This window comes from Geothrix alkalitolerans (assembly GCF_022808885.1).
In the GTDB taxonomy this organism is placed as follows: domain Bacteria; phylum Acidobacteriota; class Holophagae; order Holophagales; family Holophagaceae; genus Geothrix; species Geothrix alkalitolerans.
This window is the reverse complement of record NZ_JAKZLE010000001.1, coordinates 188,452-210,310: the sequence shown is the minus strand read 5'-3', so window position 1 is coordinate 210,310 and position 21,859 is coordinate 188,452. Positions and strand designations below refer to the sequence as shown.

21 protein-coding genes are annotated in these 21,859 nt (G+C 68.9%); 10 read left to right on the top strand and 11 right to left on the bottom strand.

Annotated elements, in window-relative coordinates; all coding sequences use genetic code 11:
- Positions 1-53: 53 nt before the first annotated feature.
- A complete protein-coding gene (locus MLJ35_RS00965) occupies positions 54-245 on the bottom strand; it encodes a hypothetical protein (protein WP_243382266.1) in 192 nt (63 codons plus the stop codon).
- A 90-nt stretch (positions 246-335) separates the two neighbouring features.
- On the opposite strand from MLJ35_RS00965, the gene MLJ35_RS00960 reads away from it, so the two are divergent.
- Genes MLJ35_RS00960 through MLJ35_RS00945 form a run of 4 tightly spaced genes read left to right on the top strand, consistent with a single transcriptional unit; the run spans position 336 to position 2,711 of the window.
- The gene (locus MLJ35_RS00960) at positions 336-974 is read left to right on the top strand and encodes a hypothetical protein (protein ID WP_243382264.1); all 639 of its coding nucleotides are present in this window, start codon (positions 336-338) and stop codon (positions 972-974) included.
- The gene (locus tag MLJ35_RS00955; protein ID WP_243382262.1) at positions 974-1,687 is read left to right on the top strand and encodes a hypothetical protein; all 714 of its coding nucleotides are present in this window, start codon (positions 974-976) and stop codon (positions 1,685-1,687) included. Before MLJ35_RS00960 ends, MLJ35_RS00955 begins: the two co-directional genes overlap by 1 nt.
- Positions 1,688-1,691: 4 nt before the next feature.
- Positions 1,692-2,294: a hypothetical protein gene (locus MLJ35_RS00950; protein WP_243382260.1), complete on the top strand. Its 603-nt coding sequence runs from the start codon at positions 1,692-1,694 to the stop codon at positions 2,292-2,294.
- 24 nt (positions 2,295-2,318) lie between these two features.
- A complete protein-coding gene (locus MLJ35_RS00945) occupies positions 2,319-2,711 on the top strand; it encodes a hypothetical protein (protein WP_243382258.1) in 393 nt (130 codons plus the stop codon).
- A gap of 15 nt (positions 2,712-2,726) precedes the next feature.
- Here MLJ35_RS00945 and rfaE1 read toward each other — a convergent pair whose 3' ends face one another.
- The 7 genes from rfaE1 to MLJ35_RS00910 form a co-directional block, all read right to left on the bottom strand.
- Positions 2,727-3,731, bottom strand: coding sequence for a D-glycero-beta-D-manno-heptose-7-phosphate kinase (rfaE1, locus tag MLJ35_RS00940; RefSeq protein ID WP_243382255.1), 1,005 nt, complete (start codon positions 3,729-3,731; stop codon positions 2,727-2,729).
- Complete coding sequence (locus MLJ35_RS00935; protein ID WP_243319748.1) at positions 3,728-3,895, bottom strand: Trm112 family protein; 168 nt, start codon at positions 3,893-3,895, stop codon at positions 3,728-3,730. Before MLJ35_RS00935 ends, rfaE1 begins: the two co-directional genes overlap by 4 nt.
- A 50-nt stretch (positions 3,896-3,945) precedes the next feature.
- Positions 3,946-5,355, bottom strand: coding sequence for a sodium:proton antiporter (locus tag MLJ35_RS00930; protein ID WP_243382253.1), 1,410 nt, complete (start codon positions 5,353-5,355; stop codon positions 3,946-3,948).
- Positions 5,356-5,365: 10 nt separating this feature from the next.
- The gene (locus MLJ35_RS00925) at positions 5,366-6,154 is read right to left on the bottom strand and encodes a TorF family putative porin (protein ID WP_243382251.1); all 789 of its coding nucleotides are present in this window, start codon (positions 6,152-6,154) and stop codon (positions 5,366-5,368) included.
- 127 nt (positions 6,155-6,281) lie between these two features.
- Entirely contained in the window at positions 6,282-6,644 is a 363-nt protein-coding gene (locus tag MLJ35_RS00920) for a P-II family nitrogen regulator (RefSeq protein ID WP_243382249.1), read from the bottom strand.
- Positions 6,641-8,257, bottom strand: a complete 1,617-nt coding sequence (locus MLJ35_RS00915) for an ammonium transporter (protein WP_243382247.1) — start codon at positions 8,255-8,257, stop codon at positions 6,641-6,643. The genes MLJ35_RS00920 and MLJ35_RS00915 overlap by 4 nt, the downstream gene beginning before the upstream one ends.
- A gap of 301 nt (positions 8,258-8,558) precedes the next feature.
- Complete coding sequence (locus MLJ35_RS00910) at positions 8,559-10,100, bottom strand: sigma-54 interaction domain-containing protein (protein WP_243382245.1); 1,542 nt, start codon at positions 10,098-10,100, stop codon at positions 8,559-8,561.
- Positions 10,101-10,433: 333 nt separating this feature from the next.
- Here MLJ35_RS00910 and MLJ35_RS00905 point away from each other — a divergent pair, with 333 nt between their 5' ends.
- Positions 10,434-11,516, top strand: coding sequence for a 3-deoxy-7-phosphoheptulonate synthase (locus MLJ35_RS00905; RefSeq protein ID WP_243382243.1), 1,083 nt, complete (start codon positions 10,434-10,436; stop codon positions 11,514-11,516).
- Here MLJ35_RS00905 and MLJ35_RS00900 read toward each other — a convergent pair.
- The 3 genes from MLJ35_RS00900 to MLJ35_RS00890 form a co-directional block, all read right to left on the bottom strand.
- Positions 11,494-14,169 (bottom strand): Kelch repeat-containing protein, encoded by a 2,676-nt coding sequence (locus tag MLJ35_RS00900; protein ID WP_243382241.1) that lies wholly within the window; start codon positions 14,167-14,169, stop codon positions 11,494-11,496. The genes MLJ35_RS00905 and MLJ35_RS00900 overlap by 23 nt on opposite strands.
- Before the next feature lie 349 nt (positions 14,170-14,518).
- Positions 14,519-16,111 carry a methyl-accepting chemotaxis protein gene (locus MLJ35_RS00895; protein WP_243382239.1) on the bottom strand — a complete coding sequence of 531 codons (1,593 nt, stop codon included), beginning with the start codon at positions 16,109-16,111 and terminating at the stop codon, positions 14,519-14,521.
- A gap of 125 nt (positions 16,112-16,236) precedes the next feature.
- Entirely contained in the window at positions 16,237-18,276 is a 2,040-nt protein-coding gene (locus MLJ35_RS00890) for a (Fe-S)-binding protein (protein ID WP_243382236.1), read from the bottom strand.
- A gap of 161 nt (positions 18,277-18,437) precedes the next feature.
- Here MLJ35_RS00890 and MLJ35_RS00885 point away from each other — a divergent pair, with 161 nt between their 5' ends.
- From MLJ35_RS00885 to MLJ35_RS00865, 5 genes are all read left to right on the top strand, one after another.
- Complete coding sequence (locus MLJ35_RS00885) at positions 18,438-18,791, top strand: hypothetical protein (RefSeq protein WP_243382234.1); 354 nt, start codon at positions 18,438-18,440, stop codon at positions 18,789-18,791.
- Complete coding sequence (gene lepB / locus MLJ35_RS00880; RefSeq protein ID WP_243382232.1) at positions 18,788-19,252, top strand: signal peptidase I; 465 nt, start codon at positions 18,788-18,790, stop codon at positions 19,250-19,252. Before MLJ35_RS00885 ends, lepB begins: the two co-directional genes overlap by 4 nt.
- A 26-nt stretch (positions 19,253-19,278) precedes the next feature.
- On the top strand, positions 19,279-20,538 hold the full coding sequence (locus MLJ35_RS00875; RefSeq protein WP_243382230.1) for a DUF418 domain-containing protein: 1,260 nt from the start codon (positions 19,279-19,281) through the stop codon (positions 20,536-20,538).
- Between the two features lie 121 nt (positions 20,539-20,659).
- Positions 20,660-21,577: a helix-turn-helix domain-containing protein gene (locus tag MLJ35_RS00870; protein ID WP_243382228.1), complete on the top strand. Its 918-nt coding sequence runs from the start codon at positions 20,660-20,662 to the stop codon at positions 21,575-21,577.
- 88 nt (positions 21,578-21,665) lie between these two features.
- Positions 21,666-21,818 carry a hypothetical protein gene (locus MLJ35_RS00865; RefSeq protein WP_243294416.1) on the top strand — a complete coding sequence of 51 codons (153 nt, stop codon included), beginning with the start codon at positions 21,666-21,668 and terminating at the stop codon, positions 21,816-21,818.
- The last annotated feature ends 41 nt before the right edge of the window (positions 21,819-21,859 follow it).

Sequence of the window (21,859 nt, the reverse complement as noted above, 5' to 3'; positions counted from 1 at the left end):
GCGGGGAGGCCGAGAACCCCTCCCATGAACGAGCCGAGCAAGGCCAGGGCGAATCATCGGAAGGCCCGCCAGAACCGGGACGCACCCAGCCACCGGCCCAGGCCCGCCCCCAGGAGCACGGCCGGGACCAGCCGGGCCAGGAGGTACAGGCCATGCCGCACGAACCCGGCCTGGGCACGGGGTTTGGCGAGCCATCCCGGGTCCTGGGGCCGAGTGGGGAGCGCACTCGGGATCGCAGCCGCCACCCCCCCCCCGTCAAGGCACCAACGTGTCCGATTCTTGAATCGGGTCCCGATCTACCGATACGGTCTCTGAATCGACCCCCGCGAGGAGCCATGCCCAAGGACTGGACCCGAATCGTGATGAAGGGGGAGGCCCAGGTCATCCCCCCGGTCTGCCCCAACTGCCTGGCCGAGGGCCGCGAGCACCTCCGCTACGGCTACAAGGGCCTCGAAGGCTGGCTCACCCGCACCACGTTCTACCAGTCCTTCCACTACTGCCCCTCCTGCCTTCCCCAGGCCCGCTCCGCTGACGGGCTGCGCCGCTGGGGCTGGTCCAGCCTGCTGGTGGCCTTCCTGGGGGCGGTGGCCGGGGTCATCGCGCTGGGCGAGGTCCTGAAGGACCCGGTGACCGGCGTCTGCACGCCGCTCCAGGCGGACTTCGTGGTCGCCGGCGGTGCCGCGCTGGGCATCCTCGCCGGGATCCTCTTCTACCTGGCGGCCCGCTTCGTCAAGCGGCGCAGGCACCCCCGCCGCCCGGACCAGGCCGTGTGGGGGATGGCCGCCTACTACGCCGGCAAGTCCCGCTGGGGCCTCGACGCCCATACCGCCGTCTACCTGGCCGCCCGTCCCGAATGGATCGCGGCCCTGGCGAAGGCCAATCCGGATCAGGTGGACGAGGCCTCCTGCCAGGGGATCACGGGCGGCACGCGGCCCGAGGCGTCCAAATCAGGCCGCCCCTTCGGACCCGCCTGATGCGCGTGCGGATCCAGGACCTGCCGGCGGACCGGGCCACCTCCCTCCAGGGCGTTCTGGGGGCCGGTGGCGTGGACGGGGCCTTTTCCCAGAAGCGCCCACGACGATGGCTGCTGGCCATGGGTCTCCTCAGCCTCGGCGCGGGGCTCGGGTCCGCCTGGGGGCTGGTGTCCGGCTTCTCGGACTGGCCCCGGCCCGCGGATGCCTGGGCGGCCAGGGTGGCGCTGCTGGGCCTCGCCTACGGCCCCCTCGCCCTGGTCGAGGTCCTCCGGGGGCGCACGGGCGGATGGCGTCCCTGCCTGCTGCTCACACCCTACGACCTGGTCCAGTGCACGGGCGGCCACCGCCCCCTGGACATCCACCGGCTCTCCACCGCCCGGGCCTTCCAGCGGGTGGAGGAGTACCACGGCTCCACTTGGACCGGCCTGGGCTACCGCTTCGACTTCGACGGTGGAGAGCAGGTCCGGTTCTCCCTCCGCCGTCCCGAGGACATCGCCGCCGCGGATCGCGTGCTGGCCCTGGCCCGGTCGGCAGGCCAAGGAGAGATCACGCCTGAACTGCCGCGGCTCGGGAGGCGGAGCCTCACCGAGGGCCTTCCACCGGCGCCGCCGCCGGGGTTCGCCGGGAAGCTCCTCGATCCGGCCTCCGAGATCTGGCTGCGCGTCCTGGGGGTCCTCCTCATCGCCTTCATCCCCTACGCCTTCTTCCGGTGATCCCATGGCCGATCCGACGCCCTTCCCCTCCGACTTGGCCCAGGTGCCGGAAGGCGAGCGCATCCCCGAGGCCTTCGGGTGGGCCCCGGCCGCCTGGGCCCTGGCCTGCGCCACCTTCGCGCAGCTCACGGCCTTCCAGCCCGCCAAGCTGGACGGAGGCGGAGCCCTCGCCCTGGGCGGGGCCATCTTGGGAGCCGTCCTCCTGGGCGCTTACGAAGTCCGCCGCAGGGGCCATCCGAAAGCGATGGTGCGTCGGGGATCCGCCCTGGCCCTCTACGCCAAGGGTCGGCTCGACCGGCAGGTGGAGGCAGGCGCCTGCCAGCTGTATCTCCGGCACCCGACGCGCACCTGGGGGCCCATCCTCATGACCGGCATGGGCACCCTGGCCGCGGGATCCTTCCTCCTGCCTGGAGGGGCCGCCCTGGCTCCCGCAGACCGCGTGACCGCCGGCCTGGCGGCGCTCACCTTCGCGGCCCTCTTCGCCACGATCATCCGCACCCGCCTGTTCTGCGAAGAGGTGCTCCTCCCCTACGCCAGCGGTCGGGGCTACCAGCACGTGCTGATCCACAAGCGGGAGGTGCCGCGCATCTTCCGTCCCGCGGCCTGAGCGCCTCTTCCCTGAGCCCCAGCCATGATTCCCACTCCGGACTGGAACCGCCTCCGCTACCGCCCCCTGCCGCCCTCCACCGTCCGCGGTGATGGCTGCGGGGGCGCCGCGGGGTGCCTGCTGGGCTGCGGCGGGGCCCTGGCGGTGGTGGTCCTCGCGCTCCTGAGCGGAAAGGCCTGGGGTTGGTGGGCGGGACTGGGGGTCCTGCTGGTCCTGGTCTTCGCCGCCGACCGCCTGGTCAAGGGCCCGCGGATCGTCCCGGGTCTGCTGCTCGGAAGCCTGGCCGCCGTGGCCGTCTGGAAGATCATGGAGCGGGACTACTTCAACGAGCCGGGAAGGATGACCCTCAGCGCGGTGGCCGCCTTCCTCCTGTTCGCCGCGGCAGGGGCCTGGGAGCAGTGGCATCGGCGGACCTAGGCCCGCCGGAGGCGGTCAGTTCGCTTCCTGCTCGTGGTAGTGGGCCAGCAGCTCCGCGGGCGTGACCGTGGCCGTTCCCACCTTGGCCACCACCAGGCCCGCCGCGGCATTGGCCAGCATGGCGGCCTCCCGCCAGTCGGCGCCCGCGGCGACGGCGGCGCTGAAGGCCGCGATGACGGTGTCGCCCGCGCCGCTCACGTCGAAGACCTCCCGGGCCTCCGTGGGCACCATCCAGGGCGCCCGGTGGTCCCCGTCCGGCGCGAAGAGGGCCATGCCCCGCTCGCTGCGGGTCACCAGCAGGCCCTTCAGGCCCAGCTCCGCCACCAGCGACCTCCCGGCCTCGGCCACTTCCGCATCCGACTTCGCGGCGCGGTGCGTAAGCTCCGAGGTCTCCTTGGTGTTGGGGGTCATGAGCGTCGCGCCCTGGTAGAGGGCCTTGTGGGCGGGCTTGGGATCCACGATCCAGGGCAAGCCCTTGGCGGCGCAGAGCTCCCGCACCGTCTCCATGACCGGTTCGTTCACGGTGCCCTTGGCGTAGTCGGACACAATGAGGGCCGAGGCCTCACCCAGAGCCCGCGACAGGCGGTCCCTGAGGCCCATCAGCACCGCGGCCTCCGGCGGGCCGGACTCCTCGCGGTCGATGCGGAGCATCTGCTGCTGCTGGCCGATGACGCGGGTCTTGATGATGGTGGGGCGGGAGGGATCCAGCACCAGGCCCGAGATGGAGATGTCCAGCCGGCCCAGGAGGCCCAGCAGCCGGTCGCCGGCGATGTCCTTCTGCAGCGTCCCGATGAGCAGGGGTTCCGCCCCGAGAGCCTTGAGGTTGGCCGCCACGTTGGCCGCCCCGCCCAGCACCGCCTGCTCCCGCACCACCCGCACGATGGGCACGGGCGCTTCCGGCGAGATGCGGCTCACCTCTCCGAAGAGGTATTCATCCAGCATCACGTCGCCCAGGACGGCCACCTTGCGGCCCTGGACGCGCTGGAGCAGGGACTCGGCCTGGGCGCGATCGAGCCTCACAGGTCCACCTGCCTGGCCTGGTCCACCAGCATCACGGGGATGCCGTCCTCGATGGGATAGAGCAGCCCGCAGCTCTGGCAGTGCAGCCCCTCCGCCTTCTCCACGAGGTCGCCGTGGCAGGCCGGACAGCAGAGGATCTCGAGAAGGCGCGGGTCGAGCGGCATGGGACCAGCTTATCGGAATCCCGGGCCCCCGGCGGCCCCTCCAGCGAGCCTCAGCGGAAGAACACCAGCGTCTCGACGAGGAACAGCGGCAGCAGCACGGCCGAAGACCAGCCGACATAGGCGAGGAAGGACGGCATCTCCAAGCCACTGCGTTCCGCGATGGCCTTCACCATGAAGTTGGGACCGTTGCCGATATAGGTGTTGGCGCCCATGAACACGGCGCCGCAGGCCACCGCCTTCAGAAGGACCGGAGACGCGTGGGCCAGGGCGCCCAGGGAACCCCCGGCCGCATCCGCCTTGACCGCCGCCAGGGAGGCGAAGGTGAGGTAGGTGGGCGCGTTGTCCAGGAAGCTGCTCAGCACGCCGGTCATCCAGAAGAACTGCCAGGGGCTGTGCAGGGGCAGGCCCGCAGCCCGGGCCTGCAGCAGGCCCAGGGCCGGGAGCATGGCCCCGAAGATGCCCAGGAATACGGCGGCCACCTCCTCGAGGGGTTCGAAGCTGAAGTGGTTCCGCCGGAACGGCACGCCGCCGGCCGGGCTGGCCTTCAGCCAGAGCGCCAGCCCCGTGATGCCTCCGAAGGCCAGGATCTGCACCGCCTTGCCGAGGAGCGCCGCGTTCGCCTCGCCCCACCTGGCCTGCAGGGCGGGAAGCAGCCAATGGCCTGCACCGACCACGACGGCCAGAATCCCGAGAAGCAGCCCCACATTCGCCTTGCCCTGGACGTGGAGCGGGCGCTCCGCCTGCCGGAGGTCCTCGACCAGCGCGTGCTTGACCTCCAGTTCCTCCCGGTGGAACACGATTTCGTCCAGGAAGTGGAAGATGGTCAGCAGGAGCCCCTGGAGCAGAGCCCATTGGGGCAACAGCCCCAACGTCCAGGCGAAGGGCACGCCCTTGAGGAATCCCAGGTAGAGGGGCGGATCCCCCAGCGGCGTCAGCAGCCCGCCGGTATTCGACACGACGAAGATGAAGAAGACCACCACATGGACCTTGTGGCGCCGCCGCCGGTTGGCGTGGAGCAGCGGCCGGATCAGGACCATGCTGGCTCCCGTGGTGCCCATGACATTGGCCAGCACGCCGCCGAGGGCGAGAAAGACCGTGTTCAGCCAGGGCAGCCCGGAGAAGGCCCCCGAGATATGGATCCCCCCGCTCACCACATAGAGCGAGGAAAGCAGGGCGATGAAGGCCAGGTAGTCCAGCAGGGTGTCCAGCAGCCGCGCGGGATCCCCGGCCACGGTGTAGTGGAACCCGGCCCCCGCGACGCTGCACAGGAGGGCCAGGGCCCACTTGTTCGGCAGGCGGCCCCACCACCCCGCGACCTTGGGCACCAAGGGCAGGACGGCGATGGCCGCCAGGAGGAGGGAGAACGGTGCGAACCCCAGGGCCGAAGACCAGGGACCGAGCCTGCGGAAGGCTTCGAGGCCCAGGTCCCCGGCGGGCGGGGTCAGCGCTGCGAGGGGCACCGGGAGGGTCTCAGAAGCTCTTGGCGATGGTGAAGGTCCCGCGGGTTCCGCCGATGTTCCGGCCGAAGGCGTTGTTGTACCCCAGGTCCTTGGTGTCGGCCTTCGTGCCCGCCAAGGTGAAGGTGTAGCCCTTGAACTCCTTGGCGATGCCCAGCTTGTAGTCCGTGTAGTTGAGCAGGGATTCGACCGCCGGATCGCCGGTGGTGTAGGTGGTCCTGCCCCCGTGGGCGAGCACGGTCCATCCGCTTTCGCCGATCGGGATGGCCAGGCTCAGGTCCACATAGCTGGAGCCTTCGGCGTCGGCGACCCCGAAGTTCCCTGCGCTGACCACCCGCGAGTACTTCAGGCTGGCCCAGCTGTAGCTGAGGCCCAGGTAGGCCTCGGTGGTGTTGGGGTTGAAGGAGCCGACGTTCTGGTAGGTGCCGGGATAGAGGTAGCGGTAGGCTCCGAGGTCCAGGGTCCAGTCCTTGGCGAAGGCCCACTTGTAGCCCCCGAAGAGGTCCGCTTCCACGCCGGAGGAGACCTTGCCGCCGGAACCTGCGTAGAGGTCCGTGATCCAGGTGATGTTGCTGAAGCTCGCGCTGAGGTAGAAGCCCGAGGGATGGACCAGGTCCAGCTCTCCCTGGATGGTGGGCTTCCCGTCGGTCTGGGTGAGGCCGCGGAAGATGTACTGGGACCCGAAGGTGGCCGAACCGCTCAGGGCGGCCCCAAGGATCGCGGGGGGAGGCGCAGGACTCTCGGCGCTCAGAGATAGGGGGAGGGCAAGCCCCAGGGCGAGGGGCCTGAGTGCGACCGACATGATGGGCTCCAGAAAAGGGGGGGCAGTGGGTGGGAGGAATGCGTGGATAGGGCACGGCCCTCCTCCCGGCGGCCCGGCGGGCCGCAGGGAGGGAAGACCAGAGGCAGGGCCGCGGCGGCCCAGGCATTCAGTGGTGGCGCATGGGCTCGGGCGTGAGCGCCTCGTTGTCGTATTCCCCGGTCCGGATCCGGATCACCTGCTCCAGGGGCTGGACGAAGATCTTGCCGTCCCCGACTTCACCGGTCCGCGCCGCCCCGAGGATGGCCTTGATGGTCACATCCACGAAGGGCTCGGAGACGGCGATGTCGAGCTGGACCTTCTCATGGAACTCATAGGCCATCTGGGCCCCGCGGTAGGTCTCCACGGCGATCTTTTCGCCGCCGTGGCCCGCCACGCGCAGGATCGTGAGGCCCGTGACTTCGGCCGCGAACAGGGCGGTCTTCACGTCTTCCAGCTTCTCAGGTCGGATGACGGCGGTGATGAGCCTCATGCTTCACCTCCCAGGCGAGCGGGAATGGAGTTGGGGGAAGTGGGCAGGACCACCGGCGCCGGCTTGGCGACCTTGGGGAAGACGATCACCGGTGTGTTCACCGTGGCGCCGTCGCCCGGGTAGGCCGGGGCTGAAATCTCGTGGAAGTCGAGACCGGCCATCTCCTGCTCCGGGGTGACCCGCATGCCGATGACCTTGTCGATCACCTTGAACAGGACATAGCTCGTGACGCCGACCCAGACCAGGTTGGCTCCGATGCCGATGAGCTGGGCCACGAGCTGCCGCCCGTCGCCGTAGAACAGACCCGTGACGCCGGAGGTGGGACCATTCAGGCCCTGGCCGTAGGTGCCGTCCGCCAGCAGGCCGAGGGCGATGAGGCCCCAGGCGCCGTTCACGCCGTGGACCGCGATGGCGCCCACCGGATCGTCGATCTTGAGCGTGTTCTCCACGAAGAGGGCCGCGGCCACCACGAGGACGCCGGACACCGCTCCGATGAGCACCGCCGAGGGGGCGGTGACGAAGGCGCAGGGGGCAGTGACGGCCACCAGGCCCGCCAGCATGCCGTTCACGGCCATGGAGAGATCAGGGCGGTCGAACTTCGCCCAGGTGTAGAGGTAGGCCATCAGGGCGCCGGAGGCCGAGGCCAGCATGGTGTTGGTGGCCACCACGGCGATCCGGAGGTCCGTGCCCGCCAGGGTGGAGCCGGCGTTGAAGCCGAACCAGCCGAACGCCAGGATGAAGCACCCGAGCACCGCCATGGGCACGTTGTGGCCGGGCAGCGCCTGGGCCTTCCCCTTCACATACTTCCCGAGCCGGGGACCCAGGACGAGGGCGCCCGTGAAGGCCATCACCCCGCCTGTGAGATGCACGACGCCCGACCCCGCGAAGTCCACGTACCCGTGACCCAGGCCGAGGTTGCGACCCAGGGCCGACAGCCAGCCGCCGCCCCAGGCCCAGCATGCGTAGATGGGATAGATGAAGCTGGACGCGACCAGGGCGTAGACGATGAAGGCGGACAGCTTCCACCGCTCCGCCATGGCCCCGGTGGGGATGGTCAGGGTGGTGTCCATGAAGACCATCTGGAACAGGAACACTGCGAAGGCCGACACATCATAGGCCGGGCCCGTGAGGAAGAACCCCTTGGCGCCGAAGAGGCCCCACAGGTTCCCATGGATGGTGGGGCCCACGAGCTTGGCCATGCCTTCGGGCGCGCTCAGGGCCGCCCCCATCGGGGCCCCCGAGCCACCCATCTGCAGGGCATAGCCCACGGCCCAGAACCCCAGGATGCCGAGGGCGTAGACCATGAAGTTCATCATCATGGTGTGGGCGGCGTTCTTGGCGCGGGTGAATCCCGTCTCCGCCAGGGCGAAGCCGGCCTGCATGAACATGACCAGGAATCCCGCGACCAGGACCCATACGAAATTCAGGGCGACACGGGTCTGGCCCACGGCCGCGCCCAGCTCCTGGAGGGTGGGGGCACCGGCCGCTTGCGCGGGCACGTTCTGGATGCCTCCGGTGGCGCCGCCATTTGGATCGGCCGCGAAGAGCAGCGGGGAGATGGCCGCAAAAGCCAACGCCACCGCGAGACCCCGGAACAGGGTTCGGCGGTTCATGGGAGTTTCTCCTTCTTGTGGAACAAGGGGATCGGTGTGGCCTTCACCGAGGGAATCCGGTGGATCGGCTCAGGCCACGGCTCTCTTCCGATCCTCCCTGGAGTCCGGGAGCCGACCACCGGCTCCCCGTGCCCAGAAGAGAGAGCAGGGAACGTGCCTATTCACGGCCATGAGGGGGCATTTCATCCAAATAATGAAAAGGTGGCCCTTGGACACCATATGAACAGCGAATTCCCTCAAAATCAAATTGACAAAAATGTAATTGCAACTCGGTTTAATTACATTTTTGTACCATTTCGCCTCAAGATGACCGGAACCGTTCGGGCTCCAGCCCGTACTTCTGGACCTTGTAGTTCAGGATGCGCTCGGTGGTCTGGAGGAGCCGGGCGGCGCGGGAGCGGTTGCCCCGGGCGGACTTCAGGGCGTCCTGGAGCAGGTCGCGCTCGAAGGCCGCCACGGCCTCACCCAGGGCCGTCCCCGGCACGGTGCCGGAGACCTCCGCCGTCTGGAGGGAGGGCGGCAGGTGGTGGGCGTGGATGACGCCGCCTTCGCAGACGAGGATGGCCCGCTCGAGGGCGTTCTCCAGCTCGCGCACGTTGCCGGGCCAGTGGTAGGCCGTGAGCATGTCGATGGCCGAGGTGGAGATGCGGCGGACGTCCTTGCCCTGGGCCGCCGCGATCTTCTCCACGAAGTGGTCCGCCAGCAGCAGGATGTCCGCCTGGCGCTCCCGCAGGGGCGGCAGGAAGATCTCGAAGACGCGGAGGCGGTAGTAGAGGTCCTCCCGGAAAGTGCCGGCCCGCACGGCGGCCTCAAGGTCCCGGTTGGTGGCGGCCAGGAGCCGCACATCCACCTTCACGGGCCGCACGCCGCCCAGGCGCTCGAACTCGCGCTCCTGGAGGACCCGCAGCAGCTTCACCTGGGTGGCCGGGGTCAGCTCGCCCACCTCGTCCAGGAACAGCGTGCCGCCGTGGGCCAGCTCGAAGCGGCCCTTCTTCACCTGGCGGGCGTCCGTGAAGGCGCCGGGCTCGTAGCCGAACAGCTCGGACTCGATGAGGGGCTCGGGCAGGGCCCCGCAGTTCACCTTCACGAAGGGCTTCTCGGCCCGCGGCGAGTTGTAGTGGAGGGCGTGGGCCACCAGCTCCTTGCCCGTGCCGGACTCTCCGCGGATGAGCACGGTGGTGCTGCTGGGCGCCGCCTGGGCCACCGCCTCGTAGACCCGCTGCATGGCATGGCTATGGCCGATGAGGTGGTGCAGCTCGTAGCGCTCGCGAAGCTCCAGGCGGAGCTGCTGGTTCTCCTCCACCAGCCGCTGCCGGTCCGCCGCCACCAGCCGGGCCACCTTCATGGCCAGGCCCACCATGGAGGCCGCGATCTGGAGGAGCTTCGTGTCCCGGTCGAAGTCGCGGCGGCTGTCGTAGGGCACGGTGAGGCAGAGGGTCCCGGCCGTCTTCCGGTCCAGGAAGACCGGGATGCAGAAGAAGGACATGTCGGACTTCTTCCGCTTCTGGGCCTTCAGCACGCCGGTGCGGTCCAGGAAGAGGGGCTCCAGGCTGGCCTGGGGCACCACGATGGCCTTGCCGCTGGCCAGCACCCGCCCGTTGATGCCCTCCCCCACGCGGTAGCGGGCCCGGGCCACCTCCTGGCTCGAGAGGCCCCGGGCCGCCTCGACCCGGAGGGCGCCTCCCTCCTCGTCCGCCAGCAGGATGGCGCCGTTCAGGGCGCCGAAGGCCTCCGCCAGGATCTCCAGCACCCGGGGCAGGGAGGCTCGGATGTCCGAGGCGGCCAGGGCCTGGCTCAGCTCCAGCAGGGGCGAGAGGTGAAGGGCGTCCTCCGAGGCGGCCATGGGGGCTCCGGCGAGTGGTCTACAAAATTGTACAGACTTTGATTTGATCTTACAATTTTGTAAATTCCCCAAGACGCCCCAGGTTTCAGAAGCGCTTCTCGACCACGCGCCAGTCGATGAGCGCTTCACACACCTTGACGCCCCCGGCACCCGGGGTCCAGGATGGAGCACCTTCGGACCCCACCATGACGCCCCGCTTCCATCGCTATTATTGGTCCCCGCGCACGGATCGCGCGTGGCACGGCGAGGGTCCAGCCTGATCCCTGGAACATCCCCATGACCACCCCGATCCGTTCCCCGGATCGGGGTTTTTCTTTATCCCGGAAGGCCCCCATGACCCACCAGGCGCTCGAGAACCTGAACATTGATTCCTTCGACCGGATGCCCTCGCCGGCGGAGGTCCACGCGGCCCTGCCCGTCCCGGACGCCGTGGCCGAGACCGTGGCCGGCGGTCGTCGGGATCTCCAGCGCATCCTCACGCGGGAGGATCCCCGCCTCGTGGTGGTGGTGGGGCCGTGCAGCATCCACGATCCCGTGGCGGGCCTCGACTACGCGCGGCGGCTCAAGGTCCTGGCGGACGAGGTCGCGGACACGCTCCTGCTGGTCATGCGGGTCTACTTCGAGAAGCCCCGGACCGCCACGGGCTGGAAGGGCTTCATCAACGATCCCCGCATGGACGACTCCTTCCACATCGAGGAGGGCATGCGGAAGGCCCGGGAGTTCCTGCTCCGCATCGGGGAGCTCGGCCTCCCGGCGGCCACCGAGGCCCTGGATCCGAACACGCCCCAGTACATCGGCGATCTCGTCAGCTGGACCGCCATCGGCGCCCGAACCTCCGAATCCCAGACCCACCGGGAGATGTCCAGCGGCCTCTCCACGCCCGTGGGCTTCAAGAACGCCACGGACGGCGACCTGGCGGCGGCGGTGAACGCCATCCTTTCGGCCTCGCGTCCCCACAGCTTCCTGGGCCTCAACGACCAGGGCTCGGCGGCGATCGTGCGCACCCGGGGGAACGCCCACGGCCACCTGGTGCTCCGCGGCGGCGGGGGCCGGCCCAACTACGACACCGTCAGCATCGCCCTGGCGGAGGAGGCCCTGCGCAAGGCGGGGCTGCCCGGGAACATCGTGGTGGACTGCTCCCACGCCAACAGCCACAAGAACCCCCGCCTCCAGCCCCTGGTCCTCCAGGACTGCGCCCACCAGATCCGGCGCGGCAACAGCTCCATCGTCGGGGTCATGGTGGAGAGCTTCCTGGAAGAAGGCAACCAGCCCATCCCCGCGGACCTGTCCACCCTCCGCTATGGCTGCTCGGTCACCGACGCCTGCCTGGGCTGGGACGACACCGCCGCCATGCTCCGGGAGACGCGGAACCTGCTGAAGGAGGTCCTACCGTCTAGGGCCTGTAGATCTCGATGACGAGATCGCCACCAGGGCCGAAAGCGACCATGATGTCTCCGTTCAGGAAACGTACGGAACCGTGGCCTGCCCGCGGCAAGGCCAGGCCATCCGTCGGCGTCCAGACCTGCGTGGCGGGATCATAGAGTTCCGCGCTGCCGAGGATGGCGTCGAAAGAATTCCGACCTCCCACCACCAGAACCTTGCCGTTCGCGAGGAGGTCCGCCGAGTGGCCTCTGCGCGCCGATCCCATGGCGGAAGTCGGGAGCCAGCCGTTCGTCGCGGGGTCGAAGACTTCAGCACTGTCCAGGGTTCCGGAGGCCCCTGTCCCGCCTGTCACGAGCACCTTCCCGTCCGGCAGCAGCGTGGCCAGGTGGCCCCGGCGGGCCGTTCCGAGAGCGCCCACGGCGGTCCAGGTCTCTCCAGCAGGGTCGTAGAGTTCAGCGCTGGCGATTGGTTCAGAGGAACTCCCGCCACCGGCCACCAACACCTTCCCGGTGGAAAGCAGGGTGGAGGTGTGACCGACATGGGCGATCCCGAGACCGGTGGTGGGTCGCCAAGTCGCGGTGGCGGGGTCGTAGAGTTCGGCGCTATCCGATGCCACGCCTCCGACGAAACCTCCCACGACCAGGACCTTCCCGTTCGGGAGCAGCGTGGCGGTATGACCGATCCGCGTCTCGTTCAGACTGCCAACCGGAGTCCAGGACCCTCCGGCGGGATCGTAGAGCTCAGCAGTGGTGAAGCCTGGTTGCGACTGGGCGTCACCGCCTACCACCAGAACTTTCCCATCCGCGAGCAAGGTGGCCGTGTGACCCCTGCGGGTGGTGCCCATGCTCTCCGCAGGCGTCCAGTACCCAGTCGCAGGGGTGGCGATCTCCGCGTCGTTCAGGTTCCCTCGAGGAAAGTTCTCTCCTCCCGCGACCAGCGCCTGCCCGTTCGCGAGAAGGGTGACCGTGTGGAACTCGCGTGGGGCCATCGGCTGCCCGGCCAGGGGCCGCCAGGTCCAGTTTCCCGGGTCGTAGATTTCGGAACTGGCGATGCCATGGAAGTACAGGGACCCGCGGCCGCCGGTCACCAGGACCGTCCCGTCCTGGAGCAGGGTGGCTTTATGGCCAAACCGTCCTGTCCCCAGGCTGCCGGCGGGTGTCCAGGCCGATGCCACGGGGTCGTAGATGGCCGTGCTGAAGAGGAAATTGTCATGGTATTCACCACCCGCCATCAGCACCCGCCCATCCGGAAGGAGGGTGGTCGTATGGTGGCGGCGTTCCTCCCCCATGGTGGCCGTGAGGGCCCAGGTCCCGGTCCCGGGATCGTAGATTTCGGCGCTGGACGTTCCCGAGACGAAGATCGAACCGCCCGTCACGAGGACCTTCCCATCCGCGAGCAGCGTGGCCGCGCACTCGTTCCGCGCCTGGTTCAGGCTTCCGGTGGAAGCCCAGGTGCCGTTCGCCGGGTCGTAGAGCTCCGTGGCAGGGTTGTCTTCGGATCCGCCAGCCACCAGGACCTTCCCGTCCAGCAGCAGCGTGGCTGTGTGGAAGGTCCGCGCGATCCCCATGCTGCCGGTGGGCGTCCAGGCCTCAGTCGCAGGGTCGTAGATTTCCGCGGTGGCCGTGTGACCGCCTGCGGCGAGCACCTTTCCGTCCGGGAGCAGCGTGGCCGTGCCGGCGCTCCGGGAGGTTCCCGGCTTGGCTGTGCGATGCCAGGTCCCCGAGGCGGGAGTGTAGAGCTCGGCCGTACCATTGCCTGCCACCAGCACCTGGCCGGTTCGGAGGAGGGTGGAGGTGTGCCATTCCCGTGGATTCGCCATGCTGTCGACGAGGTTCCAATGGCCCGTCTCGGGATCGTAGACTTCCGCGCTGTTCCCGCCGCCGCCCGTCACCAGCACGCGACCACTCGGGAGGCGCGTGGCCTGGCAGGGGAACCTCGTGACGGAAGCACCTCCGTTCTTGACCAGCCAGGTGCCCGCCTGGATGGTGACCTTCCGGGCGGAGGCGACCGCATCTCCGGCTTGATTCTGGACATCCACCTTCAGGTGGAAGGTGCCCACCGATGGACCCGCCGAGAAGCTGATCACATGGGTACCCTGCCCGGCGGTGATGCTGGCCGTGCCGGTGCTGGAGACGATGGACCAGAGGTAGGTCATCCCCTGCTGGTGGGGCACGCTGGCCTTCATCCAGGCATCGCCTGGGTGCGTTTTCAAGGGCAGGGCCAGTTCGGCGTTGGGGCGGGGCACGATGGAGGCGGAGGCGCTCCCGGAGCCGCTGCCGCCGAAGGCGGTGACGACCACCGTGGCGGTCAGGGTGGTGTCGGCCACGCCGGCGGTGAAGGTGATGGCGGGGCTTCCCTGGCCTGAGGTGAGGGTCCCGCCGGTCAAGGTCCAGGCATAGACGGCCTTCGGCCCCCAGTCCTGGGTGCTCGCCATGAGCCCCGCCTTCCCCTCGGTGACGAAGGGAGCCAGGTTTACCACCAGGTTCTCGGGCGGGGCCTCGGCCTTCATTGTCATCGTCTGCCCCAGGCCCAGCTTCTGGTCCGTGGGCTGGGTGAGGAGGGTGATCCCGGCCGGAGCCTCATCGCTCCGTAGGGCGCCACCCGCCATCCCCAGTGCCAGGATTACGGGCACGCCATGGAGGTGAATGAGCGTCGCCGCGCATCGACTGATTCTCGACCAGGCCATGGGATACCCCCTGTGAATGGAAGTGGTTGGCCGCAACCAGGAGGACCACCGGCCCTCTCTTCTAATGATCAGTGATCATTGTAAAAATAATGCTATAGGCGATTACAATATCACCTTATTACATGAATATGCCATCCGCCCTGGGGCGCAATCCTCATTTTTTTGGCCGCATCCTCGCCGACCGGACTCCCCATCCACCCATGGATCGCGCGTGCGCGCGCAGGCGGTCCGCCCATGGGTCTGACGGCGGGTTGCCCGGGACCATCAAGGCGGATCGCGCCTGCGCCGGCAGCCACCAGAACCCCGCCTCCTGATCGGCCTTACCTCGGGCCTTGGGGGCCCTGGCCCCTCACCCCTGGGCAGTATCGCGGGCAGGCCCTTCGAGCACGAAGGCCCTGGCGCTCTCGTCGAGGGCTGACGCCTGCGACGACAGGACCTCCGATGTGGCCGACATCTCCTCGGCGGCCGTCGCGTGCCGCTGCACCACCTGGGAGAGTTCCTCGAGGGCGCGGTTGATCTCCCGCACCGTGTGATCCTGGGCCGTGGCGGCGTCGGCGAAGGCCTTCAGCTTCCGGGCGCTCCGGGTCACCTCGGGCGCCACGCGCGCGAGCAGCGCCTCGGCGCGCACGGCGATGCCCACGCTCCGATCCGAGATGGCGCGGATCTCCTTGGCCCCCTCGCCGCTGCGCTCCGCAAGCTTCTGCACTTCGGCGGCCACCACCGCGAAGCCGCGCCCGTGGACGCCGGCGCGCGCCGCCTCGATCGCCGCGTTGAGGGCCAGGAGGTTGGTCTGGTAAGCCAGGTCCTCGACCATGCCGATCCGCTCGGCGATGTCGCGCATGGCCGCCGAGGTGTCCGCCGCGGCGCTGGTCCCGACCCGCACCTCCTCCGCCACGCCGGCCGCCCGTTCGCTCGCCTTCTTCGCATCTTCCGCGGCCCGGGCCGCGCCCGCGGACAGCTCCTGCATGGAGGCGGTCAGCTCCTCCACCGAGGCCGCCTGCTCCGAGGAGCCCTCGCTCACCTCCTGCGCCGTGCCGTTCACCTGGGTGCTCACCTGCTTCACGACTTCGACCGAGTGCTGGAGCGTGGCCACCAGGGAGGCCACGGCCTCCCTCATGGCCCGCAAGGCGCTGGCCATCGCGCCGGTCTCGTCCTGCGCGGCCTCGAAGGCCTTCAGGGGCTCGTCCTCCCGGAAATCGTAGGCGGCCAGGCGGCCGAGGCTGGCGGTGATCGCCAGGATGGGCCGGGCGATCCGGTGCCCGAAGGTCGCCCACACCGCCACGGTCACGACCAGGCACACGACGACCACGGCGAGCAGCACCTGGGTACGCTGCCGAATGTCGGCCAGGGCGGCCGCCCGCTCGGAGGCGACGATCGCGTCGATGTCGTCCACGTAGTTGCCCGTGCCGATCACCCAGCCGAAGGACGGCACCAGGAGCGAGTAGGCCCGCTTGGGCAACGGCACGCTGCCACCCTGCTTGGGGAACCAGTAGTTGCTGTATCCGCCGCCGCTGGTGCCGGCCTGGATGATGTCCCGCATGTATGGGGTGCCCTTCGGATCCACGGCGTCGATCCGGTTCTTGCCCTCAAGGCCGGGCTGGGTGGCGTGGACCACGTTCAGGCCATCCACCGTGTCCGCCCAGAAGTACCCCTCCCCGTCGTACCGGAGGCCACGCAGGAGATCGGCACCGAGTTGCCTCGCCTCGTCGGCCTTGATCTCGCCCTTCTGCTGCCGCTCCGCGATCGCCTTGAGCATGGATGCCGCGGTCTCGACCTCGAGGCGCGCCCGCCGGTCGTAGTCGGTGCGCAGGGTCCGCTCGAGCTGCTCGATGCGCTGCTCGGACGTGCGCCGCCCCTCGATGACAAGGAAGGTCCCGAGCGCCAGGCCCGCGATCGAAGCCGTGGCGACCGTAAGGGAGATGATCTTCGCTGCAATGCGCATGCCTGGAGCCTCGTGAGCGGGGGCCCCATCATCTGATCACAGGGTTGGAGGCCGTGGTGACGAAACTTCCCCGGGGCGGGCCCGGGGCGCGGGCGCGCCCCGGTGGGTAACCCTGGCCGGGTGGTTCAGGCCTTGAGGGCCTTGGCCGCCAGCTCCAGCACGTCCGTGGTGGCCACGCCCTCGTGGTTGGTCTCGCCTGCCGCGTTGTTCAGCATGACGTTGCAGAAGGGGCATCCCACGGCGATGGTGGTGGCCTTGGTCTCCAGGGCCTGCTCGAAGCGCTCGTGGTTCACGCGCTTGCCCAGGTGCTCCTCCAGCCAGAACCGGCCGCCGCCGGCGCCGCAGCACATGGTGGCTTCGCCGTGCTTCTCCATCTCGGTGAGCTTCACGCCGGGGATGGCGTCCAGGATGGCGCGGGGGGCCTCCACCTGGCCGTTGATGCGGCTGAGGTAGCAGGGGTCGTGGTAGGTGAGGTCCACATCCACCTTCTGGTCGAGCTTGAGCCGGCCTTCCGACATCAGCTTGGCCACCAGCTCCGTGCCGTGCACCACCTCGAAGTCGCCGCCGAAGGCCGGGTACTCGTTCTTCAGGGTGTTGAGGCAGTGGGGGCAGTTGGTGACGACCTTCTTCACGCCATGGCCCTTGAGGGTCTCGATGTTGGCCTCGGTGGCTGACTGGTAGAGGTATTCGTTGCCCAGGCGCCGGGCGGATTCACAGGTGCAGCTCTCCTCGGTGCCCAGGATGGCGAAGGAGACATCCGCAGCCTTCAGTAGCTTCACCAGGGACTTGGACACCTTCTGTCCAGCCGCGTCGTAGCTGCCGGCGCAGCCCACCCAGAAGAGGTACTCGGCCTCGGGGTTCTCCGCGAAGGTGGGGACTTCGAGGCCCTCGGCCCACTTGGCCCGGTCCGCCTGGGGCAGGTTCCAGGGATTGCCCTGGCGCTCCATGCCCTTGAAGGCGGTCTGCGCCTCGGCGGGGAAGTCGCTCTCCTCCAGCGTGAGGTAGCGGCGCATGCCCACCAGCTTGTCCACGAAGCTGATCTGCAGCGGGCAGGCCCACTCGCAGTAGCCGCAGCTGGTGCAGGCCCAGATGGTGTCCTGGCTGATCCAGCCTTCGAGCTGCTCCTTGCTCCAGGGGGCATGCTCGTCACCGCGCTTCCAGAAGGAACCTTCGGGCACGGGCCCGCCGATGAGCTTGCGGTCCTCGGGCACGGGCTTGTCCTGGGCCATCTGCTCCAGGGGCGTGGCCTTCAGGTAGTCGCGAAGGTCATTGCCGAAGTTCTTGGGCCGGAGGGGCTTGCCCGTGAGCGTCGTGGGGCAGTTCTCCAGGCAGCGGCCGCACTCCACGCAGGTGTAGAAGTCCAGCATCTGCTTCCAGCTGAAGTCCTGGATCCTGTTGATGCCGAAGTGCTCGGCCTCCAGGTCCATGGGCTTGAGGTTCTTCTGGGGTTCCAGCTCGCGGAAGTAGATGTTGAAGAGGCTGGTGAAGACGTGGAAGTGCTTGGAGTAGGGCAGGAAGTTGGCGAAGAAGTAGAGGACGGCCAGGTGCAGCCACCACATCGTCTTGTAGAGGACGGCGAGGCCCGTTTCGCTCATTCCGCCCAGCCAGCCGGCCACGGCCACGCCCGCAGGAGACCAGGCCGCCCAGGTGGGATGGTGCAGGGCCACGAAGGCGCCGTCCGCCAGGAGGTCCGTGACCATGAGGCCGCCGATGAGGCTCAGCGTGGCCCAGGCGTCCCAGGAGTTCTCCAGGCGCCAGGGCTTGGCGGCCAGGCGGCGGAAGGTGGCGAGGCCCAGGCCCAGGAGCACCAGCACCTCGAAGATGTCCTTGGTGGCCTGGTAGCCCAGTCCGAAGCCGCCCAGGGCCTCGGTCATGTGGAAGACGGGGAAGAGTCCCTCCAGCACCAGCCCGATGGTGCGCAGGGACAGGACGCAGAAGCCCCAGAAGATGAGGATGTGATAGAAGCCCGCGTACTTGTCGCGGACCATTCGCTTCTGCATCAACGCGAGGGTGAAGACGCCCTTCAGGCGCACCCAGGGCTGGTCGAACCGGTTGTCTGGCAGGCCCGCCTTCAGGGTGGCGATGCGCAGGCGGATGGTCCACGCGAAGAACCCGCCCGCAGCCAGGGTCATGATCCAGAACAGCGCGATTTCCAGGGCCTTCATGGCAATCCCTCCAGCATTCAAGGTTCAGCTCGTCCCTCGGCAAGGAGCCGGAGGCCGATCATTGTCTCACCCGGTTATCAGGTATGCGGTCGAAGGCCCAGTGTAGCCTTGCCCATGACAAACTGAAGGCCCGACCTGGAGTCAGTTTCCGGAGCCCCCCTTTGAGTCCCGCCGTACCCCTGATCTTCGAAGCCGCCGTGACCCGCCCCCTGTCGGTGGTGTTCCGCACGGGCGAGGCCTGGGAGGGCCACGACTACACCGTGGAGGTGGTGGCCACCCGCCCGGGCCTGGACAGCTTCGACGTGGTGGTGGACTTCCGGGATCTGGAAGCGGCCCTGGACCGCAGCCTGGCGCCCCTCCAGGGAAAGCTCCTCTCGGAGCTGGGCCTGGACGGTCCCCTGGCCCTGGCCCGGCGGCTGCTGATCGAGCTGACCCCCTTCGTCTCCGCCCCCGCCCGTCTCAAGGAACTCGCGCTGACGGACGGACGGGGAAGGCGGATGACCGTCCGCCCGTGAAACCCTGGATCCCCCTGGCCGCCCTGGCCCTGGCCCTGTCGCCCCTGACGGTGCTGCATCCGATCCGGGTGTCAGGGCACAGCATGGAGCCCGCGCTCCGCGATGGCGACCTGCGCTGGGCCGTGCGGGCCTGGGCCAGCCACAGACCCAGGAGGGGGGAGGTCTGGGTCGTCGCGGGCCCCCACGGGCCCTCGGTGAAGCGCGTGCTGGGACTTCCCGGCGAGACCCTGAGCTGGGACGGCCCGGATCTCTGGATCGACGGCCGGCGCCTGGAGGAACCCTGGGTCGTCCATCCCGAGCGGAACGGCGCGGGGCGCCAGGCCTGCGGGGCCGGCTACCTGGTCCTGGGCGACAACCGGCCAGATAGCCAGGATGGACGAACCTGGGGCCCGCTCCCGGGCGGGTCCCTCCAGGGCAGGCTCCTCGGTTCCGGCCTCGCGGGGAAGCCGGACTCCCGATAGGCTTCCGTCCAATCTCAGGAGCCCGCATGGATCACCTCGAGGCCCGGCCAGTGTCCCAATCCGAGCGGCTGGGCCACCTGGACGCCCTCCGCGGGGCGGCCCTGTTCGGCGTCCTCCTCATGAACGTGCCATGGTTCTTCGCGCCCGAGGCGCGGGTCCAGTCTCTGCGGGAATCCTGGCCCAGCCTGGCTGACGGGGCGACGGCCTTCCTGACCACCGTCTTCCTTTCCGGAAAGGCCATGACCCTCTTCTCGATGCTCTTTGCCGTGGGCCTGAGCATCCAGAAGGAGCGGATCGAAGCGCGGGGGGAGGCTTTCGGTCCCTTCATCCGGCGCAGGCTCGCGGTCCTGCTCGGGTTCGGCATCCTGCACATCCTCCTGCTCTGGATGGGGGACATCCTCCACGCCTATGCACTGTGCGGCTTCCTCCTGCTGCCCTTCCTGGGAAGGCGGGCCCGCACCGTCTGGATCTGGACAGCCTCTCTCTGGGGACTGGGGCTGGGGATCGCGCTCGTGGTCTCAATCTTCCACCTCCGCCGGGGCGCCCCGCCGATGCCCTCCGCCGCCGAGCTGGCCGCCGCCCGCGCCTGGACCAGCCAGTGCCTGGCCGCCTATGGGCAGGGCTCCTGGTGGCAGATCCTCGTCTTCCGCCTCCGGGACTGGCTCCATGACGCCAGCGGCCTGCTCCTGGGGGGGCTTGGATACTCCATCCTGAACTTCCTCGTGGGTCTCGGAATCTGGAAGTCGGGCCTCCTGAAGGATCCGGCCGCCCACCTCCCCCTGCTCCGCCGCGTCGCCAAGGGGGGCTTGGCCCTGGGTCTCCTCCTGGGCCTCGTGTGGGCCGGCCGGGACACGCCTCCGGCCAGGGCCTGGGCCCTCTCCCACTGGCCCCTCTCCCGCTGGTTGCTGCCGCTCCGCGCCCTCACCACCCTGCAACCCATGATCCTGGCCCTCGGGTACGGGGCCGGCCTGCTGCTGCTCTGGCAGGACGAGACCTGGCGCCGCCGGCTTCGGGTCCTGACCTGGCCGGGGCGCATGGCCTTCACGAACTACCTGGCTCAGAGCCTCGTCATGACGGGCATCTTCTATCACTGGGGCCTGGGCTTCTACGACCGCATGGGCCTCGCTTCCGCCACCCTGCTCGGAGTCGTGGTCTACGGGCTGCAGGTCCTGGCCAGCCGGTGGTGGCTCACACGATTCCAGTTCGTCCCCTTGGAATGGATCTGGCGCTCCTTGAGCTATGGACGGCTCCAGCCCTTCCGCCTGCGCGGACCGGCCGCCGGGTGATCAGCCGGGAGGCCCGGGAATGCCGGTGGAAGGGCGAAGATCCAAGGCGTACATCTGTGGCGACAGGGTGGCCCGGGAACCAGCCCGCCGCCCCCCCCGGAGGGTGCACTAGGATGAAAGCATGCCGGGTCGCCCTGACATTCCCGTCGCCTTCCGGGGCCTGTACGACAGCCCCCTCGTCGGCGTCCGGGAATACCGCTGCCGTGCCTGCGGCGGCGGCCCCGGGCCCGAAGAGGCCTCCGACGCCAACACGCTCGTTCTCATGCGGCATGGCGCCTTCTGCCGGCATTTCGGCCGGAGCCACGCCACCGCGGACGTCAACCAGGCGGTCTTCTTCTCGAAGGGATCCACGTATCGCGTGAGCCACCCTGGCGACGACGGAGACAGGGGCACGGTATTCGCCGTCGTGCCGCGCGTCCTCCAGGACATCATCCGGGAGTTGGATCCCACCGTGGATGATCGGCCGGAGCAGCCCTTCCCCTTCGTGTCCGGCCCCTGTGATTCGACGGTCTTCTGGAGGCACCGGGAACTGGTGCGGCGCCTGGAAGCAGGGGCCGGAGCCCTGGAGCCCTTCTGGGTGGATGTCACGGCCCTCCAGATCGTGGCCGACGCCCTGGAGGCCGCCTTCGCCCAGCAAGGCCATCCCCGCCGTCCCCGCCGGGAGGGCACGGAAGCCGATCACGAGGCCCTCGTCGAAGCGGCCAAGAGCCACCTCGCGGCCCGCCTGGGGGAACGCCTCAGCCTCGACGAGGTGGCCCAGGCCGTCCACGCCTCGCCCTTCCACTTCGCCCGCGTGTTCCAGCAGCGCACCGGGATTTCCATCCATCGCTACCTCATCCTGCTGCGCCTCAGGGCCTCCTTGGATCGCCTGGCGGGCGGCGAGGAGGATCTGACCGCACTGGCCCTGGATCTCGGCTTCTCCAGCCACAGCCACTTCGCGGACGCCTTCCGGAAGGAATTCGGCCGGACGCCTTCGGAGGTGCGACGGAACGCCAGCGTTCGGACCTTGCATCAAATGAGCAAGAATCTGGAAGTTTGAGAATCCGCCCTTTCCTACCTTTGTTCTCACAGGGTTCGAGCCCGGCGGCCGTGGTGGCTACCCGGCGAACCCCACGAGGAGAAGGTCCATGAGCATCGAAAAGTGCCCCGTGTGCGACTGGGACATGAAAGACGGCGGGATCAAGGTGCGGGTGGCGGGCAAGGAACTCACCGTCTGCTGCGACGAGTGCGCCGCCAAGGTCAAGGCGAACCCCAGCGCCTATGCCACCATGGCAAAGTAGACGCCACTGAACGCCAGGGCCCGGATCCACGCGGACCGGGC

Bases quoted from the DNA above. Each gene is read 5' to 3' on its own strand.
- MLJ35_RS00910 (WP_243382245.1), bottom strand. From the start codon at position 10,100: ATGGCCGCCTCGGAGGACGCCCTTCACCTCTCGCCCCTGCTGGAGCTG.
- MLJ35_RS00920 (WP_243382249.1), bottom strand. From the start codon at position 6,644: ATGAGGCTCATCACCGCCGTCATCCGACCTGAGAAGCTGGAAGACGTG.
- MLJ35_RS00865 (WP_243294416.1), top strand. From the start codon at position 21,666: ATGAGCATCGAAAAGTGCCCCGTGTGCGACTGGGACATGAAAGACGGC.
- MLJ35_RS00960 (WP_243382264.1), top strand. From the start codon at position 336: ATGCCCAAGGACTGGACCCGAATCGTGATGAAGGGGGAGGCCCAGGTC.
- MLJ35_RS00895 (WP_243382239.1), bottom strand. From the start codon at position 16,111: ATGCGCATTGCAGCGAAGATCATCTCCCTTACGGTCGCCACGGCTTCG.
- MLJ35_RS00870 (WP_243382228.1), top strand. From the start codon at position 20,660: ATGCCGGGTCGCCCTGACATTCCCGTCGCCTTCCGGGGCCTGTACGAC.
- MLJ35_RS00925 (WP_243382251.1), bottom strand. From the start codon at position 6,154: ATGTCGGTCGCACTCAGGCCCCTCGCCCTGGGGCTTGCCCTCCCCCTA.
- MLJ35_RS00935 (WP_243319748.1), bottom strand. From the start codon at position 3,895: ATGCCGCTCGACCCGCGCCTTCTCGAGATCCTCTGCTGTCCGGCCTGC.
- MLJ35_RS00955 (WP_243382262.1), top strand. From the start codon at position 974: ATGCGCGTGCGGATCCAGGACCTGCCGGCGGACCGGGCCACCTCCCTC.
- MLJ35_RS00900 (WP_243382241.1), bottom strand. From the start codon at position 14,169: ATGGCCTGGTCGAGAATCAGTCGATGCGCGGCGACGCTCATTCACCTC.
- MLJ35_RS00875 (WP_243382230.1), top strand. From the start codon at position 19,279: ATGGATCACCTCGAGGCCCGGCCAGTGTCCCAATCCGAGCGGCTGGGC.
- MLJ35_RS00905 (WP_243382243.1), top strand. From the start codon at position 10,434: ATGACCCACCAGGCGCTCGAGAACCTGAACATTGATTCCTTCGACCGG.
- MLJ35_RS00890 (WP_243382236.1), bottom strand. From the start codon at position 18,276: ATGAAGGCCCTGGAAATCGCGCTGTTCTGGATCATGACCCTGGCTGCG.
- MLJ35_RS00950 (WP_243382260.1), top strand. From the start codon at position 1,692: ATGGCCGATCCGACGCCCTTCCCCTCCGACTTGGCCCAGGTGCCGGAA.
- MLJ35_RS00915 (WP_243382247.1), bottom strand. From the start codon at position 8,257: ATGAACCGCCGAACCCTGTTCCGGGGTCTCGCGGTGGCGTTGGCTTTT.
- MLJ35_RS00945 (WP_243382258.1), top strand. From the start codon at position 2,319: ATGATTCCCACTCCGGACTGGAACCGCCTCCGCTACCGCCCCCTGCCG.